Origin of the sequence: Mesorhizobium sp. B2-3-5, assembly GCF_006442395.1 — a bacterium.
Lineage (GTDB): Bacteria > Pseudomonadota > Alphaproteobacteria > Rhizobiales > Rhizobiaceae > Mesorhizobium.
Genome location: NZ_VFVX01000015.1, coordinates 116,954 through 139,939, shown reverse-complemented (window position 1 = coordinate 139,939; position 22,986 = coordinate 116,954). Strand labels below are relative to the sequence as shown.

The 22,986-nt window shown below is 64.6% G+C and carries 16 protein-coding genes; 7 read left to right on the top strand and 9 right to left on the bottom strand.

From position 1 onward, the window contains the following. Positions 1-45: 45 nt before the first annotated feature. From FJ958_RS18555 to FJ958_RS18525, 6 genes are all read right to left on the bottom strand, one after another. A complete protein-coding gene (locus tag FJ958_RS18555; RefSeq protein ID WP_140744644.1) occupies positions 46-615 on the bottom strand; it encodes a NifU family protein in 570 nt (189 codons plus the stop codon). Positions 616-769: 154 nt separating this feature from the next. Continuing rightward, positions 770-1,261: a universal stress protein gene (locus FJ958_RS18550; protein ID WP_140744643.1), complete on the bottom strand. Its 492-nt coding sequence runs from the start codon at positions 1,259-1,261 to the stop codon at positions 770-772. Between the two features lie 124 nt (positions 1,262-1,385). Beyond that, positions 1,386-2,453, bottom strand: coding sequence for a tryptophan--tRNA ligase (trpS, locus tag FJ958_RS18545; RefSeq protein ID WP_140744642.1), 1,068 nt, complete (start codon positions 2,451-2,453; stop codon positions 1,386-1,388). A 153-nt stretch (positions 2,454-2,606) separates the two neighbouring features. Continuing rightward, on the bottom strand, positions 2,607-4,205 hold the full coding sequence (gene murJ / locus FJ958_RS18540) for a murein biosynthesis integral membrane protein MurJ (RefSeq protein WP_140744641.1): 1,599 nt from the start codon (positions 4,203-4,205) through the stop codon (positions 2,607-2,609). Between the two features lie 46 nt (positions 4,206-4,251). Next, positions 4,252-7,053 (bottom strand): [protein-PII] uridylyltransferase, encoded by a 2,802-nt coding sequence (locus FJ958_RS18535; protein WP_140744640.1) that lies wholly within the window; start codon positions 7,051-7,053, stop codon positions 4,252-4,254. Between the two features lie 346 nt (positions 7,054-7,399). Next, a complete protein-coding gene (locus tag FJ958_RS18525) occupies positions 7,400-8,203 on the bottom strand; it encodes a glycosyltransferase family 25 protein (protein WP_140744655.1) in 804 nt (267 codons plus the stop codon). A gap of 190 nt (positions 8,204-8,393) precedes the next feature. Between FJ958_RS18525 and FJ958_RS18520 the strand changes: the two genes are divergently transcribed. The 3 genes from FJ958_RS18520 to FJ958_RS18510 all read left to right on the top strand — a co-directional run bounded on the left by FJ958_RS18520 (position 8,394) and on the right by FJ958_RS18510 (position 12,289). Then, the gene (locus FJ958_RS18520; RefSeq protein WP_140744639.1) at positions 8,394-10,919 is read left to right on the top strand and encodes a heavy metal translocating P-type ATPase; all 2,526 of its coding nucleotides are present in this window, start codon (positions 8,394-8,396) and stop codon (positions 10,917-10,919) included. A gap of 43 nt (positions 10,920-10,962) precedes the next feature. Further along, entirely contained in the window at positions 10,963-11,355 is a 393-nt protein-coding gene (locus FJ958_RS18515; RefSeq protein WP_140744638.1) for a DUF305 domain-containing protein, read from the top strand. An 88-nt stretch (positions 11,356-11,443) separates the two neighbouring features. Beyond that, the gene (locus FJ958_RS18510; RefSeq protein WP_140744637.1) at positions 11,444-12,289 is read left to right on the top strand and encodes an aldo/keto reductase; all 846 of its coding nucleotides are present in this window, start codon (positions 11,444-11,446) and stop codon (positions 12,287-12,289) included. On the opposite strand, the gene mutS is transcribed toward FJ958_RS18510, so the two are convergent. Further along, positions 12,290-15,055: a DNA mismatch repair protein MutS gene (gene mutS / locus FJ958_RS18505; protein ID WP_140744636.1), complete on the bottom strand. Its 2,766-nt coding sequence runs from the start codon at positions 15,053-15,055 to the stop codon at positions 12,290-12,292. A 157-nt stretch (positions 15,056-15,212) separates the two neighbouring features. Between mutS and FJ958_RS18500 the strand changes: the two genes are divergently transcribed. Further along, complete coding sequence (locus FJ958_RS18500) at positions 15,213-16,406, top strand: glycosyltransferase (protein WP_140744635.1); 1,194 nt, start codon at positions 15,213-15,215, stop codon at positions 16,404-16,406. A gap of 132 nt (positions 16,407-16,538) precedes the next feature. Continuing rightward, positions 16,539-18,818, top strand: a complete 2,280-nt coding sequence (locus tag FJ958_RS18495) for an NADP-dependent malic enzyme (protein WP_140744634.1) — start codon at positions 16,539-16,541, stop codon at positions 18,816-18,818. A 7-nt stretch (positions 18,819-18,825) separates the two neighbouring features. Here the strand turns inward: FJ958_RS18495 and FJ958_RS18490 are convergent, their stop codons facing one another. Further along, positions 18,826-19,521, bottom strand: coding sequence for an antitoxin Xre/MbcA/ParS toxin-binding domain-containing protein (locus tag FJ958_RS18490; protein WP_140744633.1), 696 nt, complete (start codon positions 19,519-19,521; stop codon positions 18,826-18,828). 438 nt (positions 19,522-19,959) lie between these two features. Continuing rightward, positions 19,960-20,952, bottom strand: coding sequence for an adenosine kinase (locus FJ958_RS18485; RefSeq protein ID WP_140744632.1), 993 nt, complete (start codon positions 20,950-20,952; stop codon positions 19,960-19,962). Positions 20,953-21,226: 274 nt separating this feature from the next. Here FJ958_RS18485 and FJ958_RS18480 point away from each other — a divergent pair, with 274 nt between their 5' ends. Both FJ958_RS18480 and FJ958_RS18475 read left to right on the top strand, forming a co-directional pair. Beyond that, positions 21,227-22,129, top strand: a complete 903-nt coding sequence (locus tag FJ958_RS18480) for an EamA family transporter (protein WP_140744631.1) — start codon at positions 21,227-21,229, stop codon at positions 22,127-22,129. A gap of 145 nt (positions 22,130-22,274) precedes the next feature. Continuing rightward, positions 22,275-22,982: a sulfate transporter family protein gene (locus FJ958_RS18475; protein ID WP_140744630.1), complete on the top strand. Its 708-nt coding sequence runs from the start codon at positions 22,275-22,277 to the stop codon at positions 22,980-22,982. The last annotated feature ends 4 nt before the right edge of the window (positions 22,983-22,986 follow it).

The window sequence follows — 22,986 nt, the reverse complement described above, 5'->3', positions numbered from 1 at the left end:
CCGGTTTTTTGTTATTCGCGAATAGACAGGCGGCGAGCGGAAGAATCAGGCGACCTGTTCGACCTGCTGCACCTCAGGCACGAAATGCCGAAGCAGGTTCTGGATGCCGTGCTTCAGCGTCGCCGTCGATGACGGGCAACCGGCGCAGGCGCCCTTCATGTGCAGGAACACCGTGCCGTTCTCGAAGCCGCGGAAGGTGATGTCGCCGCCATCCTGCGCCACCGCCGGGCGAACTCGGGTGTCGAGCAGTTCCTTGATGGTGATGACGAGTTCCTCGTCCGCCTTGTCATAGAATTCGCCGGTCTGGCTGGTCTCGGCGGCCGGGCCGGTCTTGGCCATGACAGGCGCGCCGGACATGAAATGCTCCATGATGGCGCCCAGGATCGCTGGCTTCAGGTGCTGCCAGTCGGGGCCGTCCTTGGTCACGGTGATGAAGTCATAGCCGAAGAAGACGCCGGTGACGCCGGGGATTTCGAACAGCCGACCGGCCAGCGGCGAGGCGGCCGCCGCGCTGTCGGCGTCGCGGAAATCGGCGGTGCCTTCGAGCAGAACTTCCTTGCCAGGCAGGAATTTCAGCGTCGCCGGATTTGGCGTCGATTCGGTCTGGATGAACATGGCCGTCTCCGTGCCCGATCAGGGCAGATAGTTTGGAATAATTCTAAATAGGCTCTATCGGCCGGACATTCAAGCCAAACGCATCGCCCGAACGGCTGGCTGGCGGAATGTTTTGCCAAGGATCTGGCTGGGGGAATTGAATCCCGGGCGGATCTCAGGCGAGGCTGTCGATCTCCTCGTCGGACAGGTTTTGCGGCACGACGGTGACCGGAATGGGGAAGGCGGCGCCCTTGCCGGCCACCGCGCCGACCAGCGGCCCCGGTCCTTCCTTGCCGGCGCCCGCCGCCAGCACCAGGATGGCGATGTCCTGGTCTTCCTCGATCAGCTTGTGGATCTCTTCCGTCGGCTTGCCCTCGCGCACCACCATCTCCGGTTCGATTCCGAGCTTCTGGCGCACCTTGTTGGCATACCCGTCGAGAGCCGCGCGCGCCGTGGCGGTGGCCTCCTCGCGCATGATCTTCTCGACGCCCAGCCAGTGCTGGAAATCGTCCGGCACGATGACATAGAGCAGCACCAGCGTGCCGCTGGTGCTCTGCGCCCGCTTCGAAGCGTAGGCGACGGCGCGCTCGCACTCGGGCGTGTCATCGATGATCGTCAGGAATTTCCTGCGATGACCGGCTTCGCGGCTGAGGCGTTTGGAGACCATATCTATCTACTCGATATCTTTTCGACCGCAATCTGCCACTGCAGCAGACCGGCGGCAAGCCGCCGGTCTTAGGCCAGGATGTCTTAGGCCAATATGTCTTCGGCCATCATGGTGAAGATAGGGATCAGCCCTGCAGCAGCCCAATGATATCGCGCACCGTCTTCATCGTCGTTTCGGCGAGAGCGCCGGCGCGCTCGCCGCCGTCCCTCAGCACCGCGTCGACATAGGCGCGGTCACCTTGGATGCGGCGCATCTCGCTCGCGATCGGGGCCAACTTCTCCACGGCGAGATCGGCGAGCGCCGGCTTGAAGACGGAAAACTGCTGGCCGCCGAACTCCTTCAGCACGTCGGCCTTCGATATCTCGGCGAGGCCCGCATAGATGCCGACAAGGTTCTCCGCCTCGGGACGGCTCTCCAGCCCATCGACTTCACCAGGCAAGGCCTCCGGATCGGTCTTGGCCTTGCGGATCTTCTTCGAGATGGTGTCGGCATCGTCCGTCAGGTTGATGCGCGACAGGTCCGACGGGTCCGACTTCGACATCTTCTTCGATCCGTCACGCAGGCTCATGATGCGCGCCGCCGGCCCACCGATCACCGGTTCTGTGATCGGGAAGAAGCCGTTCACCGTCTCCTCGCCCACCTGCATCTCGACGCCGACGCCAAGCCTGGCGATGCGCTCCGAAAAGTCGTTGTTGAATTTCTGCGCGATGTCGCGGGTCAGTTCCAGATGCTGTTTCTGGTCTTCGCCGACCGGCACATGGGTGGCGCGATAGAGCAGGATGTCGGCGGCCATCAGCGAGGGATAGGCGAGCAGACCCAGCGAAGCGTTCTCGCGGTCTTTGCCGGCCTTGTCCTTGAACTGCGTCATCTTGTTCATCCAGCCGATGCGCGCGACGCAATTGAAGATCCAGGCGAGCTCGGCGTGCTGCATCACCCGCGACTGGTTGAAGACGATGTGTTTCTTCGAATCGATACCGGAGGCAAGAAAGGCGGCGGTGATCGACCGCGTCTGGTCGGCAAGGTCGTCATGGACGAGCTGCGCGGTCAGCGAATGCAGGTCGACGACGCAGTAGATGCAATCGGACGTATCCTGCAGGGCGACGAATTTCTTGATGGCGCCCAGATAATTGCCGAGGTGCAGATTGCCGGTCGGCTGGACACCGGAGAAGACGAGTGGCTTGAAAGCGGACATGTTTTTCCTCGGGGCTTGTGGAGGGCCGTTTCAGCGTGATTCCGAAAAGTTGCAGACCTTTCGGAGCCAATCACGCGGCTGGAAACCGCGCGCGGCGAAAGTCTTGCGACGGCGCGCTTATGGACGAGAGCGCGCGAAGGATCAAGGGGCTGCTCACTGATCTGGAGACTGTTCCTTAGGCGCCGGCGACCCCTTGCGCTTCACGTTGCGCCGGATCATGCCGAAATCGGCACCGCCGGTGGCAAACGCCATGACGAAGTAGAGAGCCGCACCCCCGCCCACCAGCGCCAGGATCGTCGTCGCCTTGACCACCAGCGGCGAACCCGGACCAATCCTGGCGGCCAGCCAATGTTCGGCGAAGTACAGGGCGACGCCCATCACGATCGCCGACAGCACCAGACGTGGAATGCGTCTCAGAAGCGGCACGTCGCGGCCCCAATGGCCGCGCCGGATCAGCATGCCAAGCAGCATCAGGGCGTTGACCCAGCCGGCCACGGCCGAGGCCACGGCAATGCCGGGTGCGCCCATCGATGGAAACAGGGTCAGCGCGGTGGCAACGTTCACCGCCACCGAGATGGCGGCGAAGATCATCGGCGTGCGGGTGTCCTCACGCGCGAAATAGCCTGGGGTGAAGGCCTTGATCAGCACGAAGGCCGGCAGGCCGAGCCCGAAGATCGCCAGGATCGCCGCCACCGTCGGCGTCGAGTGGTTGGCCGCGAAGGCGCCACGTTCGTACACCAGCCGCACGATCGGTTCCGACATCACCCACAATGCCGCCGCCGCCGGCAGGGTCATGAACAGCGTGAACTCGACGGAACGGTTCTGCAGGTTGGCCGCCTCGATGAGATTGCCTGATTTCAGCGCCCGCGACAGCTCTGGCAAGAGCACGATCGCCACCGCCACACCGACGACGCCAAGCGGCAGCTGGTAGATGCGGTCGGCATAGGCAAGCGAGGACACCGCGCTGTTCTGCGCCGAGGCGATCGCCGTTCCGATCAACTGATTGATCTGGGTGATGCCGCCAGTGATGGCCGCCGGCAGCGCCAGGATCAGCAGCCGCTTGACATTGGGCGTCATCTTCGGCCGGCGGAAACCGATCGCGATGCCGGCATTGCGTACCGCGACCCAGACGATGGCGAGTTGCACGATGCCCGCCGCCAGCACGCCCCAGGACAGGCCGAAGCCAACGGCGCGCGCATCCAGGCCGTGGTACCATGCATAGCCAAGCACGCTGATCAGGATGATGTTCAGGAAAGCGGGTGCGATGGCAGCCGCGAAATAGCGGCGCAGCGAATTCAGCATGCCGGCCATCATGGCGGCGAGCGACATGCAGATCAGGTAGGGGAACATGATCGTCGCCAGCGTGACGGTCGTCTCGAACTTGCCCGGCGTCTCGGCAAAGCCCGGCGCCACCAGATAGCGCACGATCAGCGGCATCGCGAGTTCCATGGCGATCGTCAGCGCCAGCAGCGCCGTGAACAGCACGCCGAACACTTCCTCGGAGAAGCGCTTGGCGCCATCGGTGCCGTGGGTCTCGATCTCCTTGGCGAACAGCGGCACGAAGGCTGCATTGAAGGCGCCCTCGGCGAACAGCCGGCGAAACGTGTTGGGAAACTGGAAGGCGGCGTTGAAGGCGTCGGCGACCGGCCCGGTGCCGAGTGCGGCCGCCATCAGCATCTCGCGGCCGAAGCCGAGTGCGCGGCTCATCAGCGTGCCGGAAGCGACCGTTGCGAATTTCTTGACGAGGCTCATGCGTTCTAAGACTGCCTGTGGGATTGGGACAAAGTGATGATGGCAGTCACTCGGCGGCCGCCTTGGCCTTGCCGCCGCGTTCGGGCGCCGTGCCTTCGAGCGTCGCCATCAGCCGGTTGCGGATGGTGGCGATGCGGGCCGGGCTGTCGATCTTCTGGCCGGTGAGGTCGGTGACATAGAAAGTGTCGATGACCTTCTCGCCGAAAGTGGTGATGTGCGCCGATGCGATGTCGAGCGACAGGTCGGATAGCGTCCCGGTGATCTCCGACAGCAGGCCGGGGCGATCGAGTCCCTCGACCTCGATGACCGAAAACCGGTTCGACAGCGTGTTGCGGATTTCGGCGCGCGGCGGGATCTTGAACACTTTGGCGCCGCGCCTGGGCTTCGTCCGCTTCTCGATCATCTCCGGCAGCCAGCTCTTGCCCGACAGCACGTCCTCGATCAGCCGGCCAACGCGCTCGGCGCGCCGGCGCTCGTCCTCGTCAAGGTCGAACTCCCGCGAGATCAGGATCGAATCCAGCGCGCGCCCGTCGGAAGTGGTGAAGATCTGCGCGTCGACGATGTTGCCGCCGGCGGCGGCACAAGCGCCTGCAATCACCGAAAGCAGGCGCGGATGATCCTGCGCCAGCACCGTGATCTCGGTCACCGCCTCGAATTCATATGTCTTGACCATGGTGGCGAGCATTTTGCCGGCGGCGTCCGCCTCCCGAACGAATTCCGCATGGCGAAGCTGGTCCGGCAGGTCGACGGTCAAAAGGTAGTTTTCGTAATGCTGGGCGACATAGCGCTTGCGCTCCTTCGCCGGCCAGCCGGCCAACGCCTCGGCCAGCCGCTCGCGCGCCGCCGTCGTGCGCTCGGCGCGCGACACTTCCGAAAAGCCGCCGGTCAGGAGCAGTTCGGTCTCGTAGTAGAGCGTGCGCAGCAACTGCCCCTTCCAGCCGTTCCAGACGCCTGGTCCGACGCCCCTGATGTCGCAGACGGTGAGGATCAGAAGCAGCTTCAGCCGCTCGACCGATTGGACGATCGAGGCGAAATCCTCGATGGTCTTGCGGTCGTTGAGATCGCGGGTCTGCGCCGTCATCGACATGGCGAGATGGTTCTCGACCAGCCAGGCGACCGTTTCGGTGTCGGCCGGCGACAGCCCCATATGCGGGCAGATGCGCCGCGCGATCCTGGCGCCGGCCTCGGAATGATCCTCCGGCCTGCCCTTGGCGATGTCGTGCAGCAGCACGGCGACATAGAGCGCTTCGCGGCTCTTCTTCAGCCCCGGCATCAGCGAATGCGACAGCGGATGCACCTTCTCGCCATCGCCGCGTTCGATCTCGGCCAGCACGCCGATGCAGCGGATCAGGTGCTCGTCGACCGTGTAGTGGTGGTACATCGAGAACTGCATCATGGCGACGATCTTGCCGAAGTCGGGGATCAGCTTGCCCAGCAGCCCTGCCTCGTTCATGCGCCGCAGGTTGAGTTCGGCATTGCGGTCCGACGTCAATATGTCGAGGAACAGCCGGTTGGCTTCCTCGTCGCGCCGCAGAGATTTGTTGACCAGGCCGAGCGAGCGGGTCAGCAGTTTCAGCGCGTCGGGGTGGAATTCCAGCCCGTGCTTGTCGGCGAACCAGAACAGTCTGAGCAGATTGACCGGATCGCGCTCGAATACGCTGTCGTCGGCGATGTTGATGCGGTGGTTGTCGACGATGAAGTCCGAGGTACCGGCGAGCTTGCGCTTGCGGCGCTGGAAGGTGAGGAAGATGCGGTTGAAGCCCGGCACATGCTTGGCCTGCTCCTCCTCCAGCGCGGCGCAGAAGATGCGGGTCAGGTCGCCGACATCCTTGGCGACGAGGAAGTAGTGCTTCATGAAGCGCTCGACCGCCGACAGGCCGGGATGGGTGGTGTAGCCCAGCCGCTCGGCGATCTCGCGCTGGATGTCGAAATGCAGCCGCTCCTCGGCCTTGCCGGTGAGGAAATGCATGTGGCAGCGCACCGCCCACAGGAAATCCTCGGCCTTCTGGAATTCTCGGTACTCGGCCTCGGTGAAAACGCCTTTCTCGACCAGCTCCTCGCCGGTGCGCACGCGGTAGAAATACTTGCCGATCCAGAACAGCGTCTGCAGGTCGCGCAAGCCGCCCTTGCCGTCCTTGACGTTGGGCTCGACCAGATAGCGGCTTTCGCCGGCCTTGGCATGGCGCTCGTCCCGCTCGGCGAGTTTGGCCTGCACATATTCCGGGCCGGTCGTGCGCACCAACTCGTGGTCGAAGCGCAGCATCAGTTCGTCATAGAGCTTGCGTTCGCCCCACAGGAAGCGCGCTTCCAGGATCGAGGTGCGGATGGTGATGTCGGTGCGCGAAAGCCTCAGGCACTCGTCGATGTTGCGGGTGGCATGGCCGACCTTCAGCCCGAGATCCCACAGCATGTAGAGCATGTATTCGACTGTTTGTTCGCCCCAGGGCGTCTGCTTGTAGGGCAGCAGGAACAACAGGTCGATGTCGGATCCCGGTGCCAGCGTGCCGCGGCCATAGCCGCCGACGGCGACGACGGCCATGCGTTCGGCCGCCGACCGGTTCTTCACACGGTAGACATGGGTCGCCGCGAAATCGTAGAGCGCGCGGATCAGCTCATCCATCAGATGCGACAGCCGCTCGGCGCAGGCATTGCCGCCGCCATCCTGCCTCAGCATGGCCTCGGCTGTTCTGCGGCCTTCGGCGAGCCGGCCCTTGAGAAGCTGGAGAACGCCGGCGCGGACGGCCGGTCCGGAGCCGTCGCCGGCCGTGGCCGTCGTCAGGGCGGTCATCTCGCGGCGCAAGGCGTCGCCGTCGATCAATTCATCAAGCTTCAGGGAGATTTTCGCCATATGTACCGGTTGGCCTTGCCTTTTGGGCGGCGTCTATAGCGCGTTTTCGCGGCGCTGGGTATGGGCCGCCCGACAGCCCGGCAAATGGCTTATTCAGTCGCCTCGATCGGATCGAGAGGCACGACGATCTGTCGCCGGAACCTGCAGAAGTCGGCGATCCACCGCATGGTGCGCCCCGCCTCCCTCCTGATTCTCACGGCTGTCGGCTTCCTCTGTCTCGTCAAAAGCCCGCTCGCGGAGCGTGCGGCATCCCGTTCCTCGTCAAGCAGGCTTGACAGCCTGTCGCCGACGAACTGGTCCTGCGCGCAGAGCGCTGGTTGGTTGCGCCGGGTATCCGGAACAAAGTCTATTTTTCTGCTTCCGGCGGATCGAGGGGGACGACGGTGTATCGCCGCAGCCTGCAGTGATCGATGATCCACTCGGCGACGCGCCTGGTTTCCACTCTCACCTTCTCGGAGAGGGGCTTTCTGCGTTTGACGGTCAACCCGCTTGCGACCCATTCGGCTTCGCGCTCGTCGTAAATCAGGCTCGGCAGCCTGTCGCCCACGAACTGGTCCTGCGCACAGAGTGCGGGAACGAGCTGGTAGATCGTCTTTTCGCCCGAGGTCGGGAATGCCGGGTTGAAGACGAGATCATCGGCGGCCGCGTTGGCCTTTGCGGTCGCTTCCAGCAGATCACGCGCCATCTGTCTTGAGAGGATGTAGCCTCCGGTCCCCATATGGCTCCTGCGGAGCCTGAACGCTGAGAAGCCATGGCCGACGGCCGTCCTTTTCCTCTGGATCATGGTCTTGCTGAAGAAGGTCTCCAGCTTGATGACATCGGCGTCGGCCGGAATCCAGCTGCTGCCGGCAAGCAGGGCACCGGCTTTCGCGGAGAACACAATGTCGTCCTCGAAGACGGCGCCGTAGGGGGCATCGTCCCGCGCGATGATCGACCAGCAGCTGCGATGGCTGTGCAAGCAGGCAATCTCGCTGGGGGACAGCCGGCGGACGGCATACATCGGATGTTGTGGCTGCAGCACCAGGTCCGGGTACTCGCGGGCATCGGTTCCGGCTATTCGCTCGAAGGTGATGCCGATGCGGGCAAACTCGGCCGTGATATGGGCAAGCCGGTCAGGAGACCGATCAAGATTGATGACCAGGCATTTCATTGTCGACGGGATCGGGGTCACGGTTTGAAGGACCCACCTGTATTAGCACACGCTGACCCAAGAAATATGGGCTTTTTCTGGGTGAACCGCCCGGTTGGACCCGAAACGCGAAAAATCAAAACAGCCCTTGACCTTCCAGTTACTGGAAGCACTACCTCGGCTCCGAGGCAGAGGCATAGAGGCATTTTGGATGACGCATTCAGACCATGATCACCACGGCGATCACCACACACATGGCGCGCATGGCAGCTGTTGCACGCCGAAAGGCGCGGCCGTGGATGCGGGTGCCGTCCTGCGCGATCCGGTCTGCGGCATGACCGTGGATATGGCCGCCGGCAAGTCGACATCAGAACATGGTGGCCATCTCTACCATTTCTGCAGCGAGCGCTGCCGTACGAAGTTCCAGGCCGGAGCGGAACAATACCTGACGGCCATCGACCCCGTCTGCGGCATGAGCGTCGACCGCGCCACCGCCAGGCACTTTGTCCGCCATGAAGGCCAGGCTTTCTATTTCTGTTCCGCCGGCTGCAAGGCGAAGTTCGAAGCCGCACCGCAGACCTACCTCGGTGACAGACCAGAGCCGCCGCCTGCGCCCAAGGGCACGCAATACACGTGTCCGATGCATCCCGAGGTCATCCGCGACAAGCCCGGCTCCTGCCCGATCTGCGGCATGGCGCTGGAGCCGATGGGGGTACCATCAGGCGATGAGGGGCCAAATCCGGAGCTGGTCGATTTCACCAAGCGGTTCTGGGTCAGCGCGGCCCTGTCGGCCCCGCTTCTGATCATCGCCATGGCGCCGATGGTCGGCCTGTCTTTCGAAAACCTGGTGGCGGATCGCACGAAGGTCTGGATCGAGCTGGCCCTGGCGAGCCCGGTGGTGCTTTGGGCCGCCTTTCCCTTCTTCCATCGCGGTTGGGAGTCTATCCTCAACCGCAGCCCGAACATGTGGACGCTGATTTCGCTCGGCGTCGGCGCCGCCTATCTCTACAGCGTCGTCGCCACGCTCTTCCCGGACATCTTTCCGCATCAGTTCCGAAGCCATGGCGGTACCGTGCCGGTCTATTTCGAGGCCGCCGCGGTGATCGTCGCGCTGGTCTTCCTCGGCCAGGTGCTTGAACTGCGTGCTCGTGAAAAGACCGGATCGGCGATCCGCGCCCTGCTTGACCTGGCACCGAAGACCGCGCGGCGTATTGCCGGAGACGGTTCGGAGAGCGATGTGCCGCTGGACGGCGTCAAGGCTGGCGATCGCCTGCGCATCCGCCCCGGCGACGCCGTGCCGGTTGACGGCACCGTGCTCGAAGGCCGTTCCTCCATCGACGAATCGATGATCACGGGCGAGCCCTTGCCGGTCGAAAAGGCCGAGGGCGATGCCATCACCGGCGGCACGCTCAACAGACAGGGCTCGCTGATCATGCGCGCCGAACGGGTCGGCGCCGAAACCACGCTCGCGCGCATCGTCGAGCTCGTCGCCAAGGCACAGCGCTCGCGCGCGCCGATACAAGGATTGGCCGACCGCGCTTCCTTCTACTTCGTCCCGGCCGTTGTCCTCGTCGCGATCGCCGCGTTCATCGCCTGGGCGCTTTTCGGCCCCGAGCCCAGCCTGATCTTCGCCATTGTCTCGGCGGTCTCGGTGCTGATCATCGCCTGTCCCTGTGCGCTCGGCCTCGCCACGCCGATGTCGATCATGACCGCCACCGGGCGCGGCGCGCATGCCGGCGTGCTGATCAAGGAAGCCGCCGCGCTCGAACGCTTTGCCTCCGTCGACACGCTGATCGTCGACAAGACCGGCACGCTGACCGAGGGCCGGCCGAAACTGACCGACGTCGTGGCCGCCAATGGCTTTTCCGAGGACGACCTTTTGGGTCTCGCCGCGAGCCTGGAGAAAGGGTCCGAACATCCGTTGGCCGAAGCTATCGTGGAAGGCGCGGCGGCGCGCGGTGTTGCCGTCACTGACGCCACCGGCTTCGAGGCGGTCACGGGCAAGGGCGTTTCCGGTACCGTGTCGGGCAAGACGGTCGCGCTCGGCAACGCCGCGATGATGGGCAACCTCGGCGTCGCCGTTGCCGCCGTTTCGGCCAGCGCGGAAGCGTTGCAGGGCGCCGGCAAGACGGCGATGTTCGTCGCGGTCGGCGGCACGCTGGCCGGCATCGTCGCTGTCGCCGATCCGGTCAAGGCGACCACCGCCGAGGCGATCAGGGCCCTGCATGACAGCGGGCTGAGGATCATCATGGCGACCGGCGACAATGAGCGCACGGCGAACGCGATCGCCAGGAGCCTCGGCATCGACGAGGTTCGCGCCGGCCTGTTGCCGGAACAGAAGGCGGCCCTCGTCGACGAACTGCGCGCGGGGGGCGCCGGCGTCGCCATGGCAGGCGACGGCGTCAACGACGCGCCAGCCCTTGCCGCCGCCGATGTCGGCATCGCCATGGGCACCGGCGCCGATGTCGCGGTCGAAAGTGCCGGCATCACCTTGGTCAAGGGCGACCTCAATGGCATCGTGCGCGCCCGCACACTGGCCCAGGCGACCATCGGAAACATCCGGCAGAACCTGTTCTTCGCCTTCCTATACAATCTGCTTGGCGTGCCGGTCGCGGCCGGCGTGCTCTATCCGCTCACCGGCACGCTTTTGTCGCCGATGCTGGCGGCGGCGGCGATGAGCCTGTCCTCGGTCTCGGTCATCGCCAATGCATTGCGGCTGAGAACGTTGAAACTCTGAGCCAAAGCCCCAAATACGAAACCCACTCAACAGGAGACCATGAATGACGTTGGCCAAGAAACTGGTGCTTTTGCTGATGGCGGCCGGAATGCTGCTTGCCGTCTTCCTCGAAAGCGTTCCGGCGAGCAGTGAAGAGATGAAACACGACATGGCCGGCATGGCGACCGATGCAGCCAGCCTCTCGACCGAAGGCTACAAGGCGGCGATGGACAAGATGCATGCCGGCATGATGGCGTCGCAATATACCGGCAATGCCGATGTCGATTTCGTTCGTGGCATGATCCCCCATCATCAGGGTGCCATCGACATGGCCAAGGTCGAGCTTGCCAACGGCCAGGACCCGGAAATCCGCAAGCTCGCCGAAGCGGTCATCGCCGCGCAGGAAGCCGAGATCAAGCAGATGCACGACTGGCTCGCCGCCCATCCGGTGAAGTAGGCCTTCGGGCATCGTGAGGCTGTGGCGAGAATGCTCTGGATTTCTCGCCCGGCCTGTGATGCGATCCTGCTTCAACTGGAGCCCCGTCATGCCATCGAGCGTCAGAACCACCACGCTGCCTTCCGGCGAGGCCGTACCCGTTCTCGGTCAGGGCACATGGAAGATGGGCGAGGATTCGCGCCGCCGCGCTGACGAGGTGAGCGCCCTCAAGCTCGGCCTCGATCTCGGCGTCACGCTGATCGACACCGCCGAAATGTATGCCAGCGGCGGTGCCGAGGAGGTGGTGGCCGAGGCGATAGTCGGACACCGTGCCGAAGTCTTCCTGGTCTCGAAAGTGCTGCCGTCGAACGCTTCGCGCGCGGGTGTGCGGCGCGCCTGCGAGAACAGCCTGAAGCGCCTGCGCACAGATCGCATCGATCTTTATCTCTTGCATTGGCCCGGCAGCGTACCGTTGGCGGAGACGGTCGAGGCCTTCGAAATCTTGAAGAAGGAGGGAAAGATCCGCCATTGGGGCGTCAGCAATTTCGACACCGAAGAGATGGAGGAATTGGTCGGTCTGCCGGCGGGCGATGGGGTCCAGACCAACCAGGTTCTCTACAACCTCTCTCGGCGCGGCCTCGAGTTCGATCTGGCACCGTGGAGCCGCCAGCGCGGCATCCCGCTGATGGCCTATTCGCCGGTGGAGCAGGGCGCCTTGGCGCGCAACGCCAGGCTCGACGCGGTCGCCGTCCGCCACGGTGCGACCGCCGCACAGATCGCCTTGGCCTGGGTGATGCACCAGGAGGGCGTCATCGCCATTCCAAAGGCCAGCGGCCAGGAGCATGTCCGCCAGAATTTCGCGGCGCTCGACATTGAGCTTACAGCTGAGGATCTCGCCGATCTCGACCGTGCCTTCCCATCGCCCACGCGCAAACATGGGCTGGAGATGATCTGACTATTTCCCCGCCAGCCCCTTCAGCCGGTAAAGCGCCTCCAGCGCTTCCCTCGGCGTCATCTCGTCGGGATTGATCTCGCCGAGCGCGGCGCCCAGCGCGTCGCTCTTCACCGGCTTCGGCGCCTCGCGTTTCATCGCCACCGAAAACAGCGGCAGGTCGTCGACCAGTCGGTTGGTCTTGCCGGAAACCTCGCCTTCTTCCAGCTGGTGCAGCACTTGCTTCGCCCGGTCGACAACCGCTTCCGGCAGACCGGCGAGCCGCGCCACCTGGACGCCGTAGGAGCGATCGGCCGCACCCTTGCCGACCTCGTGCAGGAAGACGACGTCGCCTTCCCATTCCTTGACCCGCATGGTGACGTTGTGAAGCCGCGCCAGCTTGCCGGCGAGCGAGGTCATTTCATGGAAATGGGTGGCGAAGATCGCCCGGCAGCGGTTCTTCTCGTGCAGGTACTCCACCGCCGCCCAGGCGATCGACAGGCCGTCGAAAGTGGCGGTGCCGCGGCCGATCTCGTCGAGGATCACCAATGCCCGTTCGCCGGCCTGGTTGAGGATCGCCGCCGTCTCGACCATTTCGACCATGAAGGTCGAACGGCCCCGCGCCAGATCGTCCGAGGCGCCGACACGTGAGAACAGGCGGTCGACGACGCCGATATGGGCCGATGCCGCCGGCACGAAGGAACCGGTCTGGGCAAGGATCGCGATCAGCGCGTTCTGCCGCAGGAACGTAGACTTACCACCCATGTTCGGGCCGGTCAGCAGCCAGATCGCGCCGTTCTTGGCACTGCCTTCCGGCGAGAGATCGCAATCATTGGCGACGAACGGGCCTTCGCCAGAACGGCGCAACGCCTGTTCGACCACCGGATGCCGGCCGCCGGATATTTCGAAGGCAAGGCTGGAATCCACCACGGGCCGGCACCAGGCCTCGCTTTCCGACAGAAGCGCCAGTGCCGCCGACACGTCAAGCACAGCGAGCGCGTCGGCGCCGGCGCGGATCGCCTCGGCCTCGCCGACGGCTTCCGCCGTCAGCGTATCGAAGGCGGCGAGTTCAATGCTGAGCGCCCGGTCGGCGGCATTGGCGATCTTGGTCTCGAGTTCGGCAAGCTCAGTGGTGGTGAAGCGCATGGCGTTGGCCATGGTCTGGCGGTGGATGAAGCGCGCCTTGGCGCCATCGCTGCCGGTCATCACGGCATGATGGTTGGCCGTCACCTCGATGTAGTAGCCGAGCACATTGTTGTGCCGGATTTTCAGCGAGCGGATGCCGGTCTCGTCGATCAGCGAGCGCTCCAGCCCGGCGATCACCTTGCGGGACTCGTCGCGTAGCGCCCGCATCTCGTCGAGTTCGGCATGGTAGCCGCCGCGAACGAAACCTCCGTCGCGTTTTAGCAGCGGCAGTTCCTCGCCGAGCGCCTGCGACAGGTGCCGGGTAAGCGCTTCGGGGAGTGCCTTGATGGCAGCCAGCGCTGCCGTCAGTTCCTGGGGCAGCGCTGTCGTGGCAAAAATATCAGCGATTGCGCCGGCGGCCTCGAAGCCAGCGCGCAATGCACCGAGGTCGCGCGGCCCGCCACGATTGAGCGCCAGCCGGGAAAGCGCGCGCGGCATGTCGGCGACGCTTTTCAGGCTCGCGCGCACCGCCTGGCAAAGCCGCGTTTCGGACCGGAAGAACGACACCGAATCCAGCCGTGCGACGATGGCCGCCGGGTCGGTCAGCGGCGCCATCAACCGGTCCGCGAGCAGTCTTGCCCCGCCGCCGGTCACCGTACGGTCAATCGCCTTGAACAGGGAGCCTTCGCGGCTGCCGGACAATGTGCGTAAAAGCTCCAGATTGCCGCGCGTCGCCGGATCGATGAACAGGGTCGAGCCCTGTTCCTCGCGCTCGGGGCGCGACAATGGCGGGCGCTCGGCCTTCTGCGTCTTCTCGACATAGGCGATGGCGCCCGAGATCGCCGACAGTTCGGCCCGCGAAAACGTGCCGAAACTGTCCGGTGTCGCCACATCGAAGAAGCGCGCGATACGACCCGTGGCCGAAGCCGAATCGAACAGCGACGGCGGCTGCGGGTTGGCGACCCGGCCGAGCAGGTCGAACACGGGCTTCAGCTCGGGATCGTGGAACACCGGCTCGGCGACGATCAGCTCGCGCGGATCGACACGGAAGATATCGGCGAGCAGACGGTCGGCGGTGGTCTCGGCGACGCGGAAGGCGCCGGTCGAGATGTCGATCCAGGCCAAGGCGAAGCTTCCCTGGTTTCCTGTCGCGGTCCCGCGCTCCCCGCCTCTTGGATCCGCGCCACCCTTCACCCGTCCGAGCGCCATCAGGAAGCTTGATTCCGAAGGCGCCAGCAATTTGTCCTCGGTGATCGTGCCCGGCGTCACCAGCCGCACCACGTCGCGGCGCACCACTGATTTGGAGCCGCGCTTCTTGGCTTCGGCCGGATCCTCGATCTGTTCGCAGACGGCGACGCGAAAACCCTGGCCAATCAGCTTCTGCAGATAATCGTCGGCGGCATGCACCGGCACGCCGCACATCGGTATGTCGTGGCCCTGGTGCTTGCCGCGCTTGGTCAGCACGATGCCCAGCGCCCGGCTCGCTTTCTCGGCATCGTCGAAGAACAGCTCGTAGAAATCGCCCATGCGATAGAACAGCAGTGAATCCGGGTTCGCCGCCTTGATCTCGATGAACTGCTCCATCATCGGCGTGACGGCGGCGCCGGGCTGCGGCGGCGTCATCACCTCGGGGGCGTCAGGCTCGTTCGGGCTATGCATGTTCATGGCGCGGCACGCTAGCAGATGTGGTGGCCGGGTTTAATGCCAGGGCTTCGAAAAGCAGGGGAAGACTGCGTTGCCGCCACCTGCCTCAGCGGCCTCGCAGGCATTGCAACGCACGGATGGCGGACCTAATCATCCGTTGCGCACAGGGCAGCGGTCGATGGACAGGTTTCGCCAGGAAACGTTCGAGGAGATGGTCGGTCCGATCCGCTCGCCCATCGAAAGGCTGCGGCTGAAGATCGCCTCGCGCGCGGGCAGGCTTCTCGGCAAGGCCCGGCTCTCGGCCGCCAAGCGGGTACCTTTCCTGCTTCCGGTTCATGGTCTCCTGCGGGATCTCGACGGAGGCATGGTCGTTTCGGTTTGCGCAATCAGCCGTGATCCGCTGATACTCTATACGCCGATCGGTGGCGCCCGCCCGCTCTCCACCATTGCCGCCATCGGCCGACGTCTGGCGCAGCGGCGTGCGACTTTTCTGCTGTCGCCGAACTGGACCTTGGAGCGGCCGGCGGTCGTCGCCAGGATGGGCGCGGATCTCGCCTGGTACCGCGAACGATTTCCGCTTCACGAGCTGATTTTCCTCTGCAACACCGAGGAGGAGCACCGCCTGGTCACCGCCGTCGGCGGCACCGCGATCGTCTCCAATCACAATCTCATGGTCTCGGAAGAGATATTCCGCCCGCTTCCGGACGTGCCGGTCATATTCGATGCCGTCTACAATGGCCGCATTTCTCACACTAAGCGCCACTATCTCGCGCTGGACATTGAAAGGCTGGTCCATATCACATTCTCGATCGGCGAGATGCCGCCGGCCGTTGCCCGCGCCTTCGTCCGTCGCCTGCAGGCGCGATCACCGCTGCACCATATCGCCAACCCGATTGTCGGTGGCATGACCGCCAAGCTCTCCGCGACTGAAGTCAATCGCGTCTACAACCAGGCCGCCGTCGGGCTTTGCCTGTCGGCCGAGGAGGGCGCGATGTTTTCCTCCATGGAGTATCTGCTCGCCGGCCTGCCGATCGTCAGCACGCCAAGCCTTGGCGGCCGCGACGTCTTTTTCGATCCGGACTATTGCATGATCGTCGAGCCGGAGCCGGCCGCCATCAGGCGCGCCGTCGAGCGGCTGCGCGACCGTGCCATCCCGCGCGAGGAGATACGCGGCCGCACGCTCGAAAAAGTGCGGGCCGGGCGGCTGGAACTGACGATCTATCTATCGGCACTAAAGCAGCGCCTCGGCAGCAGCGACCCGCCGTTCTCGCACTGGCCGTTTCAGGGTGCAGGGACCTTGATGCGCTGGGCGACGCTGCGCCAGCATGCCCGTGAAATCGAGGCATTCAGGACGACACAAGAACGGCCGTGACCAGTCGTGCGCGCTTTGAAGCAGCTTTGCCGAGCTTGGCGGTTTACACGAGCCGGCGCGTGGTCTTAATTCGGAACCACACAAGCACCCGCTTCAAGGAGGTGCTGCACCGGCGAGGAAATCAAAAGCATCATGGCCAGGAAAACCGAGAACAACGGTCCGTCCGTCAGCGCGCAGGAAGCGCTCGAATTTCATGCCATGGGCCGGCCCGGCAAGCTCGAGATCGTCGCCACTAAGCCGATGACGACACAGCGCGATCTCAGCCTCGCCTATTCGCCAGGTGTCGCCGTGCCGGTGCGCGCCATCGCCGAGGATCCCAGCCGCGCCTTCGACTACACGACGCGCGGCAATATGGTCGCCGTCATCTCCAACGGCACCGCCATCCTCGGCCTCGGCAATCTGGGCGCGCTGGCGTCGAAGCCGGTGATGGAAGGCAAGGCGGTGCTGTTCAAGCGCTTCGCCGATGTCGATTCAATCGATCTCGAGGTCGACACCGAGGATGCCGACGAGTTCGTCAACTGCGTGCGCTTCCTCGGGCCCTCCTTCGGCGGCATCAACCTGGAAGACATCAAGGCGCCAGAATGCTTCATCATCGAGCAGCGCCTGCGCGAACTGATGGACATCCCGGTCTTCCACGACGACCAGCACGGCACCGCCATCATCTCGGCCGCCGGCCTGATCAACGCGCTGGAGATCACCGGCCGCGACATGAAGACCACCAAGCTGGTCTGCAATGGCGCCGGTGCCGCCGGCATTGCCTGCATCGAGCTGATGAAGGCCATGGGCTTCGCGCCTGAAAACATCATCCTGTGCGACACCAAGGGTGTCGTCTTCCAGGGCCGCACCGAAGGCATGAACCAGTGGAAGTCGGCGCATGCGGTGAAAACCGAGGCGCGCAGCCTGGCCGAAGCGCTCGATGGCGCCGACGTCTTCCTCGGCCTGTCCGCCAAGGGCACGCTGACCACCGCCATGGTGCAGTCCATGGCCAAGAACCCGATCATCTTCGCCATGGCCAATCCGGACCCCGAGATCACGCCGGAGGAAGTGGCCGAAATCCGCACCGACGCGATCATGGCCACCGGGCGTTCGGACTACCCGAACCAGGTCAACAACGTGCTCGGCTTTCCCTATATCTTCCGCGGCGCACTGGATGTGCGGGCCACCACCATCAACGACGACATGAAGATCGCCGCGGCCCGCGCGCTCGCCGAACTGGCGCGCCAGGACGTGCCTGACGATGTCGCCGCCGCCTATCAGGGGAACCGGCCGAAATTCGGCCCCAACTACATCATCCCGGTGCCGTTCGACCCGCGCCTGATCTCGGCCATTCCGATTGCCGTGGCCAAAGCGGCGATGGAGTCCGGTGTCGCCCGCAAGCCGATCCTCGACCTCGACCGCTACGCGCAGGAGTTGTCCGCCCGCCGCGATCCGATCGCTTCGACCCTGCAGCGCATCTACGACCGCGTGCGCCGCCAACCCAAGCGTATCGTCTTCGCCGAGGGCGAGGAGGAGCAGGTGATGCGCGCCGCCGTCTCCTATGTGAACCAGCGGCTCGGCACCGCCATCCTGCTTGGCCGCGACGATGTCATCAAGGAGAACGCCAGGAACGCCGGCATCGACCTCAACAAGCAGGGCCTCGAGATCATCAATGCCCGGCTGTCGCGCCGCAACTCGATCTACACCGACTATCTCTACGAGCGCATGCAGCGCAAAGGTTTCCTGTTCCGTGATTGCCAGCGGCTGATCAACAACGACCGCAACCACTTCGCCGCCTGCATGGTGGCGCTGGGCGATTCCGATGGCATCGTCACCGGTGTGACCCGCAACTATTCCACCGCGCTCGACGACGTGCGCCGCGTCATCGATGCCAAGCCCGGCCACCGTGTCATCGGCGTGTCGATCGTGCTGGCGCGCGGCAGAACGGTGATCGTCGCCGATACCGCCGTGCACGACATGCCCAACGCCGAGCAGATCGCCGATATCGCCGAGGAGGCAGCGGGCTTCGCCCGCCGCATGGGCTATGAGCCGCGGCTCGCAATGCTTGCCTATTCCACCTTCGGCCACCCGCAGGGCGAGCGTTCCGAGCGCATCCAGGAAGCGGTGCGCATCCTCGACAGGCGCCGAGTCGATTTCGAATATGACGGCGAGATGGCCGCCGATGTCGCGCTGAACGCCCGCGCCATGGCGCAATACCCGTTCATGAGGCTGACCGGCCCGGCCAACGTGCTGATCATGCCAGCCTTCCACTCCGCCTCGATCTCGACCAAGATGCTGCAGGAACTCGGCGGCTCGACGGTGATCGGTCCGCTGCTGGTCGGCCTGAACAAGCCGGTGCAGATCGTGTCGCTGAACGCCAAGGACTCGGACATCGTCAACATGGCGGCGATCGCGGCGTATACGGCGGGGACTTGAGAAACGCTCAGCCCGGCGTAAACACCCGCGCTGCCTCGACAACCTCCTCGACCTGGTCCTGCCGCAGCAGGTCGATCGGAATGCGGCCGTCGAGTTGTGCTGCCGGACGCGTCAGCCACAGCCAGGTCAGCCTGGGATTGCCGATAAGGGACAGCACGTCGCTTATGCCCGCCACCGGCCTGCCGTCGACGAACTGCGCCAGAGGGAAGACGTGTTTGCGGCCGCCCTTGCGCAGGGCGATGACGTCGCCCCGCCGCTGCCAGCGGTGCAGGGTCGAGCGAGCGATGCGCAGGTTCTCCTCCAGATAGGTCGAACCAGCGACACGGCCGGCCCAGTCCTCGATCAGCATCGATTCGAGGTCGTCGGACTGGGGAGGAGGTGCTTCATCGGCCAGCAAGGCCGTCGGCGGGTTTGTCGTTCCGGCGGTGCCGGCTTCGCTGCGGCGCGCGGCTTCCGCCGCCAGCGCGCGCACGAACTTCTGGGCAAGGCCGGGAAGGTCGGCATGGATGCTGTCGATGGCGCGCTGAAGTTTCGGCGACAGCAAGGTGACGGCCGACGCTATGCTGCCGGCAATCTTGCCGACCGAGACCACTGTGGATCGGTTTATCGCCTCGTCATAGTGGGCAAGCGCACGCTCGACGTCCTCCGCGACCATCTCCGCGAAGTCGTCCTGTCCGAGACCATTTGTCTGAAATCTGCTCATGCATTCTGTCTTCTGGCCGCGCGCTCCTCCCCCAAGCCACGGCCGATTGCTGAATTTCTAGTGCGGAAAACGGAAATCGCGGCACGAATCTTGCCGCTCCACAGCTTGTTGTCTTACATCCTGGACACCCCAACTGACTGCGGACGTCCCGCAATGTCGGTCACGGGGCGCCCAAATTGCGTGTAGGAGCGATATGTGACAGCCGCGCGACGGTGAGAAGCGGTCCGCGCAGCGGACGAAAGGCCAATTGCTTGGCTTTTCGAGCTTCGAACGCCCTGAGCCTGCGAAGGGCAGCAATCGAGGGCGCGAAGGATTGCCATGGACGAATGATTGTTCACGTACAGCGAGATAGAAACCTAGAGATACCGGCGGGACAGCGCCCCCCTCAGGGCCTGCCGATCTCCCCCACAAGGGGGGAGATCGGCAGCTTGACGGTTCCTACAGCAACCCCGCTTGCTCGGCCTCGCGGCGCAGATTTTGCCTCGGCCTTGGGCCGATCTGCTGGATCACCAGTCCGGCGGCGAGAGAGCCGAGGTCGCCGCAGGTCTTGAGGTCGCGGCCTTGCGTGTAGCCATGCAGGAAACCGGCGGCATAAAGGTCGCCGGCGCCCGTCGTGTCGACCAACTCCCTGATGGCGGTCGCCTGGATCACCACGGTCTCGTCACCGCGCACGATGACCGACCCTTTTTCGGACCGCGTCACGGCGGCGATCCTGCAGTCCTTGCGGATCTGCGCCAGCGCCGCGTCGAAGGACGATGTCTGGTAGAGCGACTTGATCTCGTGACTGTTGGCAAAGACGATATCGACGGTGCCCGAGCGCATCAACTCGAGGAACTCGTCGCGGTAACGGTCGACGCAGAAGGAATCCGACAGCGTCATCGACACTTCACGGCCCGCCGCGTGCGCCAGCTTCGCCGTTTGCCGGATCGCTTCCTTGGCGCGCGGCGGATCCCAAAGGTAGCCTTCGAAATAGGTGACCTTGGCGCCCGAAGCCTTGTCGGCCTCGACATCTTCCGGCCCCAGCTCGACGCAGGCGCCGAGATAGGTGTTCATCGAGCGCTCGCCGTCGGGGGTGACGAAGATCATCGAGCGCGCCGTCGGCGGCTCGCCCTCGAGCGGCTTGGTGTCGAAGGCGACGCCCTGCGCATGGATGTCGTGCGCGTAGATTTCGCCCAGCGCATCGTTGGAGACCTTGCCGAAGAAGGCGGCGCGTCCGCCGAAACTGGCGACGCCGGCCGCCGTGTTGCCAGCGCTGCCGCCGGACGCCTCGATCGCCGGGCCCATGCGGCTGTAGAGCAGCTCGGCGCGCCGGGTGTCGATGAGGTTCATCGCGCCCTTGATGATGCCGTTGGTCTCGAGGAATTCCTCTTCGCACTGGGCGATGATGTCGACAATGGCATTGCCGATGCAAAGCACGTCATAATCCGGCATCAATGTCTCCGCCAAAAAACCGAGCCGGCTTCTTGCCATGCCCGGGCGGGTCTACAGCATGACCCTGAAAATTGGCAACCGATTTTCTGTCCTTGCCGGTGTGGCGGCCATGACCGTTCGCTGTCGAGAAGGCGTAAAGCCGCGGTCCTTGCAAATTGGGGGCCACGTGGTGCGCGTCAACAGCCAGGCGCTACGACAATTCGACCGTGGCCGAAGCACTTCTTCGCGGCGTTGCCTAGAACAAGTCCGATTGCACCCCCAAGGCGACAAGTCCATGTCCGAAAAAAGCGATACGACAACCGACCTGGCACTGCTCGGCGTGTTGGCGGTGCTGTGGGGCGCCTCCTACACCTTCATCAAGATCGGCGTCGAAACGATCCCGCCGGTCACCTTCATCGCCGCACGCACCTTGATCGCCGGCGGCATCCTGTTCGCCATCATCCGCTGGCGCGGGCTTGCCATGCCCCGCGATGCGGCCGCGTGGCGGCGCTTCGCCTTTCAGGCATGCCTCAACAGCGTCGTGCCGTTCACGCTGGTCGCGGCGGCCGAGCGCTCGGTCGACGCCGGCCTTGCCACCATCCTCAATGCGACCTCGCCGATCTTCACCTTCCTGCTCACAGCGCTGATCACCCGCCACGAGCCGGTCACCTTGCGTAAATTGGTTGGTGTCGGCGCCGGCATTGCCGGCATCTGCCTCATCATCGGCACGCAGGCGCTGGGTGGTCTCGGCCATCAGTTCTGGGCCCAGCTTGCCATCGTCGTGGCAACGGTCTGCTATGCATGTGCCGCGATCTTCGGCCGTGGCTTCAAGGGCCTCGATCCGATGCTGCCGGCCGCCGGTTCGATGCTCTGCGGCGCGGTCATGCTGGTGCCGCTCAGCCTTGCGGTCGACCAGCCATGGACGCTGACACCCTCGACGGCGTCGATCCTGGCCCTGCTCGGCCTCTCCGTGTTCTCGACCGCGCTGGCCTTCGTCATCTATTTCCGCCTTATCCACACGCTGGGCTCGGTCGGCACGACGTCACAGGCCTATCTGCGCGTGCCGATCGGCGTCGGCATCGGCGCCGTCTTCCTCGGCGAAAGCCTGGGGCCAACCGCCTGGGCTGGAATGGCCTTCGTCGTCGCCGGCGTCGCGGCCATGACCATACCGGTCCGCAAGCCAGCTTTCGCGCGGTAGGGCAATTCCGAACTGTGAAGCGGCTTTCCGTCCGCAATTGCGCCAAACCGACCACGACCCACGCTTGTGCTTGCGGCCCGCGCCGCCTATCTCGGGAGCGTCCGCCTTTCCGGCGGTGCCCGCTGGAGCTAGGGGGTTAGGCACGGTGATTTTCGACGCTGCCCGCACTGCGGCCTTGGAACTGTTCTCGCCTCCTTTCCGTGCCGTGTTCATCAAGACGCTTGGCCTGACCCTGCTGGCGCTGGTTGCCCTGTGGTTCGGCCTGACCAGCCTTGTCGAGTGGCTGGCCCTGCCATGGCTCCACACGCTGTTGCCCGGCGTGCCGTCCTGGGCCGGCTGGCTCGGCGGCATCATTGCGGCAATAGCGCTTGCCTTCGGCATGGCGCTGCTCGTCGCGCCGGTAACGGCCGTGATCGCCGGCCTATTCCTCGACGATGTCGCCGAGGTGGTCGAGCGCACCGACTATCCCCGCGACCCGGTTGGGCGCGCCATGCCGGCGCTGCGTTCGCTGGTGCTGGCGATAAAATTCTTCGGCGTCGTCATCCTCGGCAACATCGTGGCGCTCATGCTTCTGCTGGTGCCGGGCATCAACATCGCCGCTTTCTTCGTCGTCAACGGCTATCTGCTCGGCCGCGAATTCTTCGAATTCGCCGCCATGCGCTTTCGCCCCGAAGAAGAGGCCAGGGCCTTGCGCGGGCACTATGCCGGCACGGTGTTTGTCGCCGGCCTGGTCATATCGGCCTGTCTTGCCGTGCCGCTGCTCAATTTGGTGACGCCGTTGTTCGCCGCCGCGATGATGGTGCATCTGCACAAGGCGATCTCGGCACGGGAAGCGGCTCGCTCCCGCGGCTGAGCGG